15 protein-coding genes and 1 riboswitch are annotated in these 13,923 nt (G+C 49.9%); of the genes, 5 read left to right on the forward strand and 10 right to left on the reverse strand.

The annotated features are described in order from the left end of the window. Window positions 1–48: 48 nt before the first annotated feature. A complete protein-coding gene (locus tag ACTJJS_RS15615; RefSeq protein WP_440664388.1) occupies window positions 49–510 on the forward strand; it encodes a ferritin-like domain-containing protein in 462 nt (153 codons plus the stop codon). A gap of 433 nt (window positions 511–943) precedes the next feature. Here the strand turns inward: ACTJJS_RS15615 and thiH are convergent, their stop codons facing one another. The 7 genes from thiH to thiS all read right to left on the reverse strand — a co-directional run bounded on the left by thiH (window position 944) and on the right by thiS (window position 6,940). Beyond that, window positions 944–2,050 carry a 2-iminoacetate synthase ThiH gene (thiH, locus tag ACTJJS_RS15620; RefSeq protein WP_440664390.1) on the reverse strand — a complete coding sequence of 369 codons (1,107 nt, stop codon included), beginning with the start codon at window positions 2,048–2,050 and terminating at the stop codon, window positions 944–946. A 14-nt stretch (window positions 2,051–2,064) separates the two neighbouring features. Further along, entirely contained in the window at window positions 2,065–2,841 is a 777-nt protein-coding gene (locus tag ACTJJS_RS15625; protein ID WP_440664391.1) for a thiazole synthase, read from the reverse strand. After that, a complete protein-coding gene (locus ACTJJS_RS15630; protein ID WP_440664392.1) occupies window positions 2,841–3,470 on the reverse strand; it encodes a thiamine phosphate synthase in 630 nt (209 codons plus the stop codon). The genes ACTJJS_RS15625 and ACTJJS_RS15630 overlap by 1 nt, the downstream gene beginning before the upstream one ends. Beyond that, a complete protein-coding gene (locus tag ACTJJS_RS15635) occupies window positions 3,467–4,219 on the reverse strand; it encodes a hydroxymethylpyrimidine/phosphomethylpyrimidine kinase (protein ID WP_440664393.1) in 753 nt (250 codons plus the stop codon). The genes ACTJJS_RS15630 and ACTJJS_RS15635 overlap by 4 nt, the downstream gene beginning before the upstream one ends. Beyond that, window positions 4,192–4,785, reverse strand: a complete 594-nt coding sequence (locus ACTJJS_RS15640) for a thiamine phosphate synthase (RefSeq protein WP_440664394.1) — start codon at window positions 4,783–4,785, stop codon at window positions 4,192–4,194. The genes ACTJJS_RS15635 and ACTJJS_RS15640 overlap by 28 nt, the downstream gene beginning before the upstream one ends. 12 nt (window positions 4,786–4,797) lie before the next feature. Next, on the reverse strand, window positions 4,798–6,654 hold the full coding sequence (gene thiC, locus ACTJJS_RS15645) for a phosphomethylpyrimidine synthase ThiC (protein ID WP_440664395.1): 1,857 nt from the start codon (window positions 6,652–6,654) through the stop codon (window positions 4,798–4,800). A gap of 82 nt (window positions 6,655–6,736) precedes the next feature. Beyond that, window positions 6,737–6,940 (reverse strand): sulfur carrier protein ThiS, encoded by a 204-nt coding sequence (thiS, locus tag ACTJJS_RS15650; RefSeq protein ID WP_168870741.1) that lies wholly within the window; start codon window positions 6,938–6,940, stop codon window positions 6,737–6,739. Between the two features lie 50 nt (window positions 6,941–6,990). Next, window positions 6,991–7,094: riboswitch (TPP riboswitch) on the reverse strand. 283 nt (window positions 7,095–7,377) lie between these two features. Here thiS and ACTJJS_RS15655 point away from each other — a divergent pair. Beyond that, on the forward strand, window positions 7,378–7,857 hold the full coding sequence (locus tag ACTJJS_RS15655) for a lipocalin family protein (protein ID WP_168870740.1): 480 nt from the start codon (window positions 7,378–7,380) through the stop codon (window positions 7,855–7,857). An 8-nt stretch (window positions 7,858–7,865) separates the two neighbouring features. Here the strand turns inward: ACTJJS_RS15655 and ACTJJS_RS15660 are convergent, their stop codons facing one another. The 3 genes from ACTJJS_RS15660 to dnaN all read right to left on the reverse strand — a co-directional run bounded on the left by ACTJJS_RS15660 (window position 7,866) and on the right by dnaN (window position 10,444). Then, window positions 7,866–8,117: a hypothetical protein gene (locus tag ACTJJS_RS15660; RefSeq protein ID WP_440664396.1), complete on the reverse strand. Its 252-nt coding sequence runs from the start codon at window positions 8,115–8,117 to the stop codon at window positions 7,866–7,868. A gap of 36 nt (window positions 8,118–8,153) precedes the next feature. After that, the gene (locus ACTJJS_RS15665) at window positions 8,154–8,996 is read right to left on the reverse strand and encodes a sterol desaturase family protein (RefSeq protein ID WP_440664397.1); all 843 of its coding nucleotides are present in this window, start codon (window positions 8,994–8,996) and stop codon (window positions 8,154–8,156) included. Between the two features lie 329 nt (window positions 8,997–9,325). Further along, a complete protein-coding gene (gene dnaN, locus ACTJJS_RS15670) occupies window positions 9,326–10,444 on the reverse strand; it encodes a DNA polymerase III subunit beta (RefSeq protein ID WP_168870737.1) in 1,119 nt (372 codons plus the stop codon). 384 nt (window positions 10,445–10,828) lie between these two features. Here dnaN and ACTJJS_RS15675 point away from each other — a divergent pair, with 384 nt between their 5' ends. The 3 genes from ACTJJS_RS15675 (at window position 10,829) to ACTJJS_RS15685 (ending at window position 13,918) form a co-directional block, all read left to right on the forward strand. Continuing rightward, on the forward strand, window positions 10,829–12,088 hold the full coding sequence (locus ACTJJS_RS15675) for a pyridoxal phosphate-dependent aminotransferase (protein WP_440664398.1): 1,260 nt from the start codon (window positions 10,829–10,831) through the stop codon (window positions 12,086–12,088). A 597-nt stretch (window positions 12,089–12,685) separates the two neighbouring features. Next, complete coding sequence (locus ACTJJS_RS15680; RefSeq protein WP_440664399.1) at window positions 12,686–13,291, forward strand: TetR/AcrR family transcriptional regulator; 606 nt, start codon at window positions 12,686–12,688, stop codon at window positions 13,289–13,291. Between the two features lie 12 nt (window positions 13,292–13,303). Next, window positions 13,304–13,918, forward strand: a complete 615-nt coding sequence (locus tag ACTJJS_RS15685) for a TetR/AcrR family transcriptional regulator (protein ID WP_440664400.1) — start codon at window positions 13,304–13,306, stop codon at window positions 13,916–13,918. Window positions 13,919–13,923 lie beyond the last annotated feature (5 nt).

The following is a 13,923-nucleotide window of genomic DNA, read 5'->3' on the forward strand; positions in this document are numbered from 1 at the left end:
TTGTTGCAGACAGAGACTATCTTTTTAATCCTAAAAATTTACCGGAACATGCAACAACAAGAAACAATCGCCGAAGTAATCAGCGACCTCGTCAGGATCAATAACGATAGAATGGAAGGGTATCAACAGTCGATGGATGCTACTGATGATATGGATTTGAAAGCGCTTTTTCAGCGTATGATCGATGACAGCCGCCGGTATGCCTCCCAGCTGTATGATGAATTGGTGGCGCTGGGCGAGCAGAGACGCTTCGGCACTACAGCTGCCGGCAAGCTATACCGTACGTGGATGGAGATAAAGACCGCTTTTACCGGTCATGACCGGCATGCTATTCTTTCTTTTTGTGAATATGGAGAAGATGCGGCGCAACGCGCCTATAGTGCCGCGCTCCGGTCAGATACGCCCATGTCCTACCGTCTCCGGGAACTGATAGCCGATCAACAGAAGTCATTACGGAATGATCACGATATCATCAAGACTTACAGAGATGTACAACGGATCGTGTACTAACGTGCGAAAGGATTTTTTTGTGCAGCAAATTGATGATTGTTCATTTTGTTCAAACTGAAGCTAAATACGGTTGTTCAGGAATAGCATTTTATTTTTGGATAGCGGTATTCCAATCATACTTATTTTTATAAGTAATATGGCAACTACGGGATTTTTCGGTACAAGGCTGCTTCATCAAGGAAGCAGCCTTTTTTTATGCCTGTAACCGAACCAGGTTTCCCGCACAACAACGCTGTTGACAGACCGGAAACCAGTGATTTTGTTCACCGCTCATAAAATCTGTTCATTTTGTTCATTTTTAATGCGCACTACTTTTATATCTCCGCTCATCTTATCTTTAAAGAGATTGAGAGAAGTTATTACCCCTTGTAATATTGCTTTTAACCAGCTATGAAAAACAACAAAGGTGGCCACTGGGCCACCTTCTTTTATGTTAGCCCAATACTTGGTCCCAGTCTTTCCATACCGGTTCATAACCGCTGTTTTTCAACATGGCGGCGATGGTGGCTGCGCTTCGTTCGTCGGATATTTCAAACTGTTCAAGCGATTGCCGGTCGGCGGCGTAGCCTCCGGGATTGGTGCGTGATCCGGCGCTCATACTGGTAATGCCGAGCCGGATAATGTGGTCCCTGAAAGATTCCCGCTCCCGGGTGGAAATACTCAGTTCCACTTCCTGATTAAAAAGGCGGTAAGCGCAGATGAGTTGTACCAGCTCCCGGTCATTCATTTCCACTTTAGGTTCCAGTCCGCCGGAGAAGGGACGCAGGCGTGGAAAAGAAATGCTGTACCGCGTTTGCCAGTATTTTTTTTCGAGATACTGAAGATGCAGTGCTGTAAAAAAGCTGTCGGTACGCCAGTCTTCAAGACCTATCAACACCCCGAGCCCCATTTTATGAATACCGGCGCGGCCCAGTCTGTCGGGCGTTTCCAGCCGGTATTGAAACGATGATTTGCGTCCTTTGGGATGATGCTTTTTATAATCCTCCTGATGGTAGGTTTCCTGATATACCAGCACGGCATGTAGCCCCAACGGTATCAGGGCGGCGTAATCCGCCTCGTCCATCGGTTGCACTTCCATGGAGATATGAGCGAAATGGGGACGTAACAGTTGCAGCGTTTTTTTGAAGTAGTCGAGGCCTACTATCTGATGTGCTTCGCCGGTTACCAGCAGCACATGGTCATATCCCATCTCTTTGATGACGGCTGTTTCCTGTAGTATCTCCGCTGCGCTGAGGGTTTTGCGCCGGATCTTATTGTCCAGGCTAAAGCCGCAGTAGGTGCAGATATTCTGGCATTCATTGGAGAGATACATGGGGATATATAGCTGCATAGTATTGCCAAAGCGCTGTAAGGTGCGCTGATGGCTCATTTCGGCCATTGGTTGCAGGTAAGCCGCTGCCGCGGGAGAAATGAGGGCGGCAAAATCATCGAGGGTGCGGCGCTGGTTATGAAGGGCCTGCTCCACATCTGCGGCTGTTTTGTCGTAGATGCCTGCCTTTACTTCGTCCCATTGATATTGCTCAAAAATGTCTTTAAACATGATCGCAGTTTTGATTAAGCTTCATCGAGAAAAGCCACCAGCGGGCTGGAGGCGATGGCGTGGGCACTGGTGGGCGCCAGGCCGGCTTCATAGGCCATGCGGCCGGCTTCCACGCCCGCTTTGAAGGCAGCGGCCATTTTTACCGGGTCTTTGGCCACTGCCAGTGCAGTGTTGACGAGAACGGCGTCTGCGCCCATTTCCATGGCCATGGCGGCATGAGAGGGCGTGCCGATGCCGGCGTCTACCACTACGGGCACATTGCTTTGTGCGATGATGATTTCAAGGAAGTCGGCGGTACGGAGCCCCTTGTTGCTGCCAATAGGTGAGCCAAGCGGCATAACGGCTGCGGTACCTGCGTCTTCAAGCCTTTTGCACAGCACCGGGTCTGCATGTACATAGGGCAATACCACGAAACCCAGTTTTACCAGCTCCGTGGCGGCCAGCAGGGTTTCTACCGGGTCGGGCATCAGGTAACGGGGATCAGGATGTATTTCCAGTTTTATCCAGTTGGTTTCGAGCGCTTCCCGTGCCAGCTGGGCGGCATAAACGGCTTCTTTGGCGGTACGTACGCCGGAGGTATTGGGCAGCAGCTGTATATGCGGATGATGCAGATGCCGCAACAGGTCATCTGCCTGCTGTTGCAAGTCCACCCGCTTCAGGGCGACGGTCACCAGCTCGCTGCCGGAGGCCAGCAGGGCTTCTTCCATCAGCGGGGCGGAGGCAAACTTGCCAGTGCCGGTAAACAGGCGGGAGGTAAATGTCCGGCCTGCGATGGTGAGTGGTTGTGTCATCACTGTTTGTTTAAAAGGTCATAAATATGTTGTACCAACAACCGTTGCCCGGTTGCCTGTGTAATCAGCCCGCTCACGGCTATGCCATGGATGCCGGTCTGTATAATGGCGGGAATGTCTGATTCCATAATACCGCCAATGGCCACTACCGGCGTATTGATCTGCTGCTCGCGCAAGGCGGCCATGATCGCCTGATAACCTTCAATGCCCAGGATGGGGCTGAGGTTTTGTTTGGTGGTGGTGAAACGGAAAGGCCCAAGGCCTACATAACTGGCGCCGTTCTTAACGTGTGTGAGCACATCGGAGAGTGTATTGGCGGTGCCACCGACTATTTTATCGGTGCCTACGATAGCCCTTGCAGCAGCCACTGTCATGTCCTGGAGGCCAACGTGCACACCGGCGGCGTCAACGGCAACGGCTATATGCGGATAATCGTTGATGATCAGCGACACTTTGTACCGGTCGCAGAGGGCTTTGGCGGCAGTAGCTACCGGCAGCACGTTTTCGTGCGTTTCATTTTTAATGCGCAGTTGTACCAGCTGACAGCCGGCGTCGCATGCCGCCCGGATGTTGTCGAGGTGGCTGCGCCGGTCTGTTTGCTGGGAGATATAATGCAGTTTGTTTATCATATGTGATGATATCCGGTTAATGAAGGATGACTGGACAATAAATTTTCCGTATAGGCTTTGGCGTTAGCACATGCGTCGGACAGTGAATGGCCAAGTGCCAGATTGGCCGTGATGGCGGCAGACAACACGCAGCCTGATCCGTGTTTAGGATATGCCCGCTGGGCGCCGGCGGGAAACCGCTGTTCTTCGTTGCCGGTGTACAGCGTGTCCTCTCCGGGCCTTGCCTGATGATGGCCTCCCTTGAGCAGTACTGCACAGTGGGCGGAGAGCTGTTTCGCTGCCGCGTCGCCATCATCGAGGCCGGCCAGCAGCATGGCTTCGTGATAGTTGGGCGTGATCAGGTACAGTTCTGGCAGCAGTTCCTGCCATGTCTGCCGGGGGATGCTGCTGTGAAAAGTATGTCCGGCAGAGGCTTTCAGCACCGGGTCAACGATAATGCGGATGCCGGGCGACAGCAACCTGATGGCACGTACCAGTTCCAGCAGGGACTGTACATCTGTCATGATGCCGATCTTGCAGTAGGCCAACGTTTCGGTGGCCAGCAGCGGCTTTGCCTGCGCCAGGATGCGTGGCAGTGACAGCCAGTCCACGGAAATGAAGTCGCTGGCGGTTTGTATGGTAAGTGCCGTGCATACGCCGAGGCCATACACGCGGTGCTGCTCAAAAGTCTTGATGTCTGCCAGCAGGCCGGCTCCCCCGCTGGGGTCGAGGCCTGCAAAGCTCATGACGACTGGTCGTTGCTGTTCCATCGTTGTTGTATGCGCTGATAAATGGTGACTGCTTTGCCGGGTTGTTGCCAGATGGCGCCTAATACGGCGGCGCCATCGAAATGCCAGGCTTTCAGCTGATGAATGTTGGAGGCGTCCACCCCTCCCAGTGCGAGTACCTGTCTGCCCTGCTTGTCTGGCAGCGGCTGTGCAAAGCGGCCATGGTGACTGGTTTTGGAGATACTGTTGAAAACAGGGCTGAGCAGCAGTACGGAAAAGTGTGGTGGCATCGTGGCAATAGCCGTGGTATCATGTATGCCGGTGCTGCACAGCGGGAAACGCGACAGCGCGTGGGCATCGGTACTGTAGCGGGCTTTTTCGCTGAGATGCAGCCCACCTGCCGCGAACCGGCTGCTGATGTCAGGCTGATCGCGGACAATGATACGCGGATGCCATTCCGGCGCTGTTTTCTCCAGGAAGGCCAGATAGTCGGCCGTTTGCCAGGAGGGTTTGCGCAGCAGAATATGGCTGGCGCCTGCCTGTAACAGATCGGCGACGATCTTTTCTTCTTCGTATATACGTTCAGGTGAGGTGACGACCCAAATCATCGGCAGCTGTTTTTATTGATAGATTTCACCTCCCTGTTCAGCGAAGGACCGGGCTTTTTCCTGCATGCCTGTTTCTAGGGCGGTGGCATCGTCCAGCCCTTCCCTGGCGGCGAAATCCCTTACTTCCTGCGTAATCTTCATGGAACAGAAGTTAGGGCCGCACATAGAGCAGAAGTGGGCGATTTTAGCGCCTTCCGCCGGCAGTGTTTCATCATGGTATGCGCGGGCGGTCTCCGGATCAAGGGAGAGGTTGAACTGGTCTTCCCAGCGGAATTCAAACCGAGCCTTGCTGAGGGCGTTGTCGCGGTGTTGCGCGCCAGGGTGGCCTTTAGCGAGATCGGCGGCGTGGGCGGCGATTTTGTAGGTGATCACGCCTTGCCGTACGTCTTCTTTGTTAGGCAATCCGAGGTGTTCTTTCGGCGTAACGTAGCAAAGCATGGCAGTGCCGAACCAGCCGATCATGGCCGCGCCGATACCGGAAGTGATGTGGTCGTAACCGGGCGCGATGTCGGTGGTGAGGGGGCCCAGGGTATAGAAAGGCGCTTCGTGACAGTGTTCGAGCTGCTTGTCCATGTTTTCTTTGATCAAGTGCATGGGCACGTGGCCGGGTCCTTCAATCATCACCTGTACATGATGTTTCCAGGCTATTTTGGTGAGTTCGCCCAGTGTTTCCAATTCTGCGAACTGTGCCGCGTCGTTGGCGTCGGCGATGCTGCCGGGACGGAGGCCGTCGCCAAGGGAGAAGGAAACATCATACGCTTTCATGATTTCGCAGATATCTTCGAAATGGGTGTAAAGGAAGTTTTCCTTGTGATGGGCCAGGCACCATTTGGCCATGATGGAGCCGCCGCGGGAAACGATGCCGGTTGTTCGTTTAGCCGTTAACGGTATATAGCGCAGCAATACGCCGGCGTGGATGGTGAAGTAATCAACTCCCTGTTCGGCCTGTTCAATCAGTGTGTCGCGGAATATTTCCCAGGTGAGGTCTTCCGCTTTGCCGTTTACCTTTTCGAGGGCCTGGTAGATAGGTACGGTACCGATGGGCACGGGTGAGTTGCGGATAATCCATTCTCTGGTTTCATGGATGTTTTTGCCGGTACTGAGGTCCATGATGGTGTCTGCGCCCCAGCGGCAGGACCATACGGCTTTTTCCACTTCTTCTTCGATGCTGGAGGTAACGGCGGAGTTGCCGATGTTGGCGTTGATTTTCACGAGGAAGTTACGGCCGATGATCATAGGCTCACTTTCCGGGTGGTTGATATTGGCTGGTATGATAGCGCGTCCGGCGGCTATTTCCTGGCGTACGAATTCGGGCGTGATCTGTTTTTTAGGAATGTTGGCGCCCATGCTGTTGCCCGGATGCTGGTGCCAGAGCGGGCTGTTTTCCTGGTAGTATTTTTCTGCGTATTGATTTTCGCGGATGGCGAGGTATTCCATTTCCGGTGTGATGATTCCCTGCTGTGCATAGTAGAGCTGGGTCACATTCCGGCCGGGCAATGCGCGCAATGGTTGGGCGGTGATGCTCATGCCGGGCATGTTGTCGCCTGTTTGTTGCAGCTGCCGTACATAAGGGCTGGTATACTGCGGCAGTTGTTCCACGTCTCCCCTGCCGGTGATCCAGGATTCACGCAGCCTGGGAAGGCCGCGGGTAACGTCTATGTCGATGGACGGGTCGGTATACGGGCCGCTGGTGTCATATACCACTACCGGTTCATTGGGTACGGCATCGCCTTTTCGGCCGTGAATACGGGTATCTGTCAGTGTTATTTGCCGCATGGCGACTTTTACAGGATGGATAGTCCCGCTGACATATATTTTTTCTGAGGCGGGAAAGGGCGTGCGGCTGATGGCCACGGATTGTTTTTGCATGAGAAAGGATTTTGTGGACATGAGAATATCGTTCCGTTATGTATGTATAACGGTGATGATTAAACGAAATAAGGAAACCGAACTATCCGCCCTGGGTGGCGCGGATGATCGTGATACTGTCTGATGGCTGCAATGGCTGGTCATTCCACGAGTTCCGTGGGACCACCTGGTCGTTGACCGCAACAGCAATACCTTTTTGGGCGGAGAGTTGAATAAACTGTAAGAGCGCAGCAATGGTTATTCCTTGCTGCACCGCATAAAGTTTATTGTTTACAAGCACTTCCATGCGTGTTGGAATTTAAGTGAAACAATAAACTTTAAGGATGTGGAAGATGAGAAAGTTCAGTTACTTTTCCCTACGGCAGTATGAGCTGCTTCAGGTACTGAGGGTATCATCTCAGCTTATCCCGGGTACGGGATAAACACCCCTAAAGTGAGGGGTAAAAGTAGGAAAAAAATAGTAATTGCAGGGGGATAATTTTCCGGGCCACGGATGGCTGTGGACAGTCATACCCAAAAAAGAATCCGGACAAATAGCTTTTAATAACGTAAAAGGTTATACGAAATATGTGGGTGTTGAGTGATATCCGATATGATTTAATGTATATGACTGGCGGTGGTAAGCTAACGATGATGAAAAGAATAAGGAGGAGCGCACAGCCTGATTGACGGCAGGGTTAAAAAATATCTTTCGCATATACTGGTAATTCGTAATTTAGTTTCATGTTAATAAAACAGTTACCGTCACTATTGCCATTATTATTGTTATTGGTAGCGTGTAAGTCAAAGAAAGCACCTGTGCCGGAAGAGGCTGCGCACGACAGCAGCCTGGTAGTGGTTACAGACAGCAGCAATGCCGGCGTTACCGACAGCATCGCTGCTGTAACTGATACGCTGCGGGTGGACACAGCTAAGCTCATAGGGAAATGGATACAGCCCGTAGCAGGGCTGGACAAGGAGATGCAGGGGTTTCAGCTGCGCAGGAACGGTACTGCAAAGTCTATCAACATGTATACGCTGGTATATGAAAAATGGGCGTTGAACAATGACACGCTGTTTTTATGGAGCCATTCGGAAGGCGTAAAAGATACGGCTGCCGTTATAGACACCACCATTATCAGAGAGCTGTCCGACACATCATTGGTGCTGTTTCCGTTGAAGGCAGCGGAGGGGTATACAGACCGGTATCGCCGGAGCCGCTAGTCATGTCTTTAGTTATACATTTGCCAGAGTCCTACCAGGCAGGCTACTACAGCCATAAAGATGCCGGCAGCGGCCAGCTGCATATCATCAATATTTTTTCTGCCGATATACAGGGATATGAGGCCTACTATACCCGCTGCTGCGCCGGAGGCGACGGCATAGGTGGGCGTTTTGGTGGCAAAAGCAAATGCTGCTGAGAGGACGCCGATGACCAATGCTGCAATGCAGGCTGTTTTTGTGAGTGCTGTTGAGTGTTGCATATGTTCGGATTTAATAAACAGGTAAAAGAATACAGTCTACAGGTTACTGCTCACTCCACTTATCTTATCATTGTTGGCTACGGTGGTTTGTTCCCAGGGTACTTTCAGGAGCGGCCCTACTTCCTGGTAACGGTTGTCCCGGTATTCGTCCAGCCCGTACCGGATGGAGGTGGTATCCGGGATAAAAATGAAGGTGCCGAAAATGCGGTCCCATATCGAGAAGATATTGGCGTAATTGGAGTCTGTTTCCGGCTGATAATGGCTGTGGTGCACTTTATGCATATCAGGGGAAACGATGATCCAGCTGAGGGCGTTATCAAGCCCTTTAGGCAATCTGATGTTGGCGTGGTTAAACTGTGACATAAATGCAGAGAGTGACTGGTAAAACATGACCATCCAGAACGGCACGCCCATGGAAAGAATGGCCAGTAGAAGCGCACCCACGCGGAAGAGGCTTTCCACCGGGTGATGGCGTAACGCAGTGGTGGCATCTATTTGTGTATCGATGTGGTGTATTTTATGGAACTGCCACATCCACCCTATTTTATGTTGCACCAGGTGAATGAGGTAGGCACCTATCAGGTCCAGCATCAGGATGGCCAGCAGGGCATGCAGCCACAGGGGCAGGTGCAGCCAGTATAAGAGCCCGAAGCGGGCGTTGCTGGTCCATTGTGAAGCCTTTACGATCAGGAACGCAAAACCGGTATTCACGATCACGGTGGTGAGGGTGAAAAACAGGTTGGTACCGGCATGCCGGTATTTGCTGCCGCGGAAGGTGAAACGGGGAAAGAACCCTTCGATGATCCACAACAACAGTAAACCGCCTACCAGGATAGCGGTACGGTAATAAGACGGAATATTTTCAAAAAACGTTACCATAACTGGTAATAAGATATATCCGGGAAATGTGTGTTCTCTGCTTTCTGAAATTATCAAGGTTTTCCGGCCAGGCCAACAATATCAAACGGGTGGATAGGTGGGGTATAATAAATTAAATCAGTGACTGTCTCTGTTTTCCTATAAGCTGTTTTTCCTGTTTACCCCGGTTAAAAATTACGACTTTTTGGGGAATAAATAAGCGCTCTTTTCCGCCACTGGCAAAGAAAAAAGCAACCTCTTTGGAAGAGATTGCTTTATATATAAACTTTTAGCTATAAGCATATGGCTTTTAGTGTAGCCGTTCACTTTAGCCGGCTGAAAAGCGGGTATTAGTTGTTCAGCATGAGCGGCATTACCAGCATCAGCAGGTCTTCATTTTCCTCTTTTTCGGAAGGTTTGAGGATACCGGCTTTAGTGGCAGTGGCCAGTTCGATGGTCACTTCATCACCTTCAGCGGCATTCAGCATTTCGATGAGGAATTTGGCATTGAAGGCGATCTGCATATCGTCGCCGGTGTACTGGCAGCTCATACGTTCGTTGCCTTCAAAGGAGAAGTCAACATCCTGTGCAGAGAGCTGCAGTTCGCTGCCGGTAATATTCAGTGCTACCTGGTTAGTGCTTTTGTTAGCGAACACGCCTACACGTTTCAGGGCGTTCTGGAAATCGCTTTTTACCACGGTGAGGCGGTAAGGGTTGTCTTTAGGGATTACCACTTTATAGTCCGGGAAACGGGCATCGATGAGGCGGCAGATCATCTGTGCGCCTTCATGCTGTACGAAGAAGTGGTTCTGGCTGTAAGAAACCTTGATTTCAGAATCGTTGTCCGGCAGTGCGGATTTCAGCAGGTTCAGCGGTTTTTTAGGCACGATGAACGTGTCTGCCTGCGGGCATTTCGCATCTGTTCTTACATATTTCACCAGGCGGTGCGCATCTGTAGCAACAAATGTGAGGCTTTCCGTGCCGAGCTCGAAGAACACGCCGGTCATGGCCGGGCGGAGATCGTCATTGCTAACGGCAAAGAGTGTTTTGTTGATCGCTGTTACCAGTGCTGTAGATCTCATCGTAAAAGATGTGGTGTCGTCAGCAGCCGGCTCTTTGGGGAAGTTTTCCGGATTTTCTCCCATTACCTTGTACTTACCATTGTCTGAAGTGATTTCCACGGCGTAGGAATTCAGGTCAATGTGAAAAGTCAGCGGCTGGTCAGGCAGATTTTTCAGGGAGTCCATCAAAATCTTGGCCGGGATACAGATCCGTCCGTTCTCTTTGGCTTCCACCTCCAGCTTCACCCGCATAACGGTTTCAAGATCAGTTGCAACTACGGTCAGCTCATTTTTATCAATCAGGAACAGGAAATCCTCCAGTATGGGTAATACTGTGTTGGAATTGATAACACCGCTGATCTGTTGTAATTGTTTTAATAAAGTAGAGGAAGAAACAATAAATTTCATGGTCTATATTAGTTTGCTTGTCATTCTTAGTTGCCGGGGAGTTGTGCCCTCCTGCCTGTCTGTTCACATGGCACCCCTGATAAAAGGTGTAAATGTACTGTAAACAAAGATAGAAAGTTTTGTTATTCCTCTGAATTTCATCACATCTTATACACTAAATATAAGCGGTTTTACACAGGCTGCGCTGAAAGAAAATCACATTTAAAAATAATATAATGCTATATAAAAAGCAGAAATGTGGCATCTGGTTTAGATAAAAACCAACAATTGGTAATGATTATTGATGATTGTAAAAAGAATATCGCTTTTCTTTTAAATTATCTTCAAATCGGTTACTTTTGCCGCGCTGAAAAAATATTCTACAACCACAAAAAATAGCAGGTTATGAAACTGTCTCATTTAGCCGAAACATTGATTGGATCAGAAATCATCAAGTTAGCAGCTGAAGTCAAGGAGAAACAGGCCAAGGGCGAGAAGATCTACAACTTCACCATCGGCGATTTTGACCCGAAGGTGTTCCCTATCCCGGTTGAATTTGAACAGGAAATCATAACTGCCTATAAGGAGCACCTGACCAACTATCCGCCGGCTGATGGTATCGCCGACCTGAGAAAAGCGGTAGGTGATTTTATAGCAGAGCGTGAGGGACTGACCTACGATCCGGCCAAAGAAATCGTGATCTCCTGCGGCGGCCGCCCCATCATTTATGCTACTTTCCGCACGATCGTTGACCGTGGCGAGAAAATCGTATACGCTACGCCCTCCTGGAACAACAACCACTATACCCGCTTCCTGGAAGCAGAACACGTAGTGCTGGAAACCAAAGCGGAAAACGACTTCATGCCTACCGCAGCTGAATTGAAACCACTGCTGAAAGGCGCTACCCTCCTGGCCCTGTGCTCTCCACAGAACCCTACCGGTACCGCCTTCCACAAACAACAGCTGGAAGAAATCTGCGACCTGGTGATCGCTGAAAACAAAAGCAGGGGTGCCAACGAAAAGCCGCTCTACATCATGTTTGACCAGATGTACTGGGTGCTCACCTTTGGAGAAACACATCACTACAACCCCGTTCAGCTGCGTCCTGAACTGAAAGAATACACCATCTTCATCGACGGTATGAGTAAGGCTTTTGCCGCTACCGGCGTAAGAGTAGGCTGGGCCCTCGGTCCTGCCCACGTGATCGGCAAAATGAAAGCGATCCTCTCTCACGTTGGTGCCTGGAGCCCTATGGCAGAACAAAAAGCAGCTGCCCGCTACCTCGTACAGAAAGAGAATGTGGATAAATACCTCCAGCACTTTAAAGGCGAAATCGAAGAAAGACTGGTGAAAATCTATGAAGGCTTCGATAGCCTGAAAAAAGCCGGTCACCCTGTAGAAGCGATCGCTCCACAGGCAGCCATCTACCTCACTGTAAAACTGGACCTGGTAGGTAAAACCACAGCCGACGGCACTGCGTTGCAAGACCAGGCCGCCGTTACCTCCTACATCCTCAATGAAGCGAAACTGGCCCTGGTGCCTTTCTACGCTTTCGGTGCTGCTAAAAACTCACCCTGGTACCGCCTCAGCGTAGGCACCTGCGTGAAACAGGAAATCCCTGAAATGTTCGAAAAACTGAAAGCAGCACTGGAAAAACTGAAATAGGATGATTTGATCATTTCGCTATTTAGTTATTTTATTATTTAATTTATATGCCTTGTGGGGCCGGCCGGAATGGTTGGCCCCATTTTTTTTCCAGGGCTGAAGCCCCGGGCCACATTGTGTTTTGGGCTGTTTGGGCAGTGGTGATGTTGCGTATATTTAGGTGTTGGCCTCGAAAACTTCAACGGGCCTCCGGGTTTTCTCCGTACCCGGGAGATGGGAGCAAAAGACAGGCATCGCCCGAAGGGCAAATACCATTATGTGGATAAGTTGGACCAGACAAAAGTGCGCCCCCTTTTCCCAAAGGTTAATAGTAATCATGTGGATAGCTAAAGTTGAGGATGATATCCACCTGTGTCCTTGTTTTTTACATGATAATTTTATTGTTGTTAAAATCTGCCGTAATCCTTACTGGTAGATATTTTTATTCCCGATTTTTCTTTCTCCGGACTGAATAGAGCAGCAGTATCCAGACCATCAAAGTTGACTTTTTGACTTTTGTCATCGAAAAGTTAAATACCTGTTAAAACAACCAATGTCCCTTCTATATTGAAAAAACTTCCTAATTTTGACCTTGAAACTAAAAAAGTCAAAAAGTTAATGCATACAGAGAATAAAGACGAAATGAGGGATAAGATCCTTGAGGCGGCTCTGAAGCGTTTTACTCATTATGGCGCAGGCAAGACCACGATGAATGAGATCGCAGATGATCTTCATTGCTCCAAGGCATCCCTGTATTATTATTTTCCGGACAAAAAAGCCATGCACCTGGCCGTGCTGGAGAAAATAGCCGAGCTCTATTTTGCAGAGATGCATAAAGTGGTCATTAACATCACGTCAGCAGCAAAAGCGCTGCATGACATCATCGATGTGAAGAAGGGCTTCATCAGTAAGTTCTGCCGGCTGGAGATCTTTAAAATACAGAAAGACGGCCCTACTGTTTTCCAGGAAGGTGTGAAAAAGGCCAAACAGATTGAAATAGCGTTAACAACACAGGTGATCAAAGCTGGTGTTGCTTCCGGGGAGTTTAACGTAGACAGTCCTGAACAGACGGCAGATTTGTTGGTGCAGTCCCTTGTTGGGCTGCGGTTTTCCGTGCCCGACCACTTTTCCAACGACGAAGAACTGGACGAAGAAACATTTGAACTGGTTATAGAGAAACAGAAACTGTTAGTGGATTTTTTCATTAACGCGATGAAAGCATAAAGAGAAAAGATCATGGTAGCGAGGGAAAGAATCAAGGAGGTGGCGCTAAAACTGTTCAGAACATACGGCGTGAAAGGTGTGACGATGTTTGATATTGCCCGTGACTGCGGGATGTCCAAGAAAACAGTGTATGAACATTTTTCCGATAAACAATCGCTGATCGATGAAGGCATGCAACAGCTGCTGGACACGCACGGCACATTTTTTAAGGAAACACACGCCAACGCGGAAAATGCTATCGACGAACTGGTGCGCAGCATGAAATATATTACCAATATGGCCAGATCGTTTAACCCGGTCATGTTGTTTGAAATACAGAAATATCATCCGGACACCTGGAAAAATATTGAGAACTTCCAGCGGGACTGTATCCTGTACGGCATTACAGAAAATCTGAAAAGAGGCATGTCGGAAGGCCTGTACCGGCAAAGCCTCGATCTGAACGTGATGGCCCGTATGCGCCAGCTACAGCTGGACGCGGCCTTCGATCAGCTTCAGTACCCGCCGGACACATTCGATATGCCGGCTGTGATGGAACAAGTCACTGCACATTTTATACTGGGCATTGCCACTATCAAAGGCCATAAGCTGGTAAACCAGTATCTGCAAATCAAAGAAGAAGAATAACTATC

This window comes from Chitinophaga sp. 22308 (assembly GCF_052045305.1).
GTDB classification, from domain to species: domain Bacteria; phylum Bacteroidota; class Bacteroidia; order Chitinophagales; family Chitinophagaceae; genus Chitinophaga; species Chitinophaga varians_A.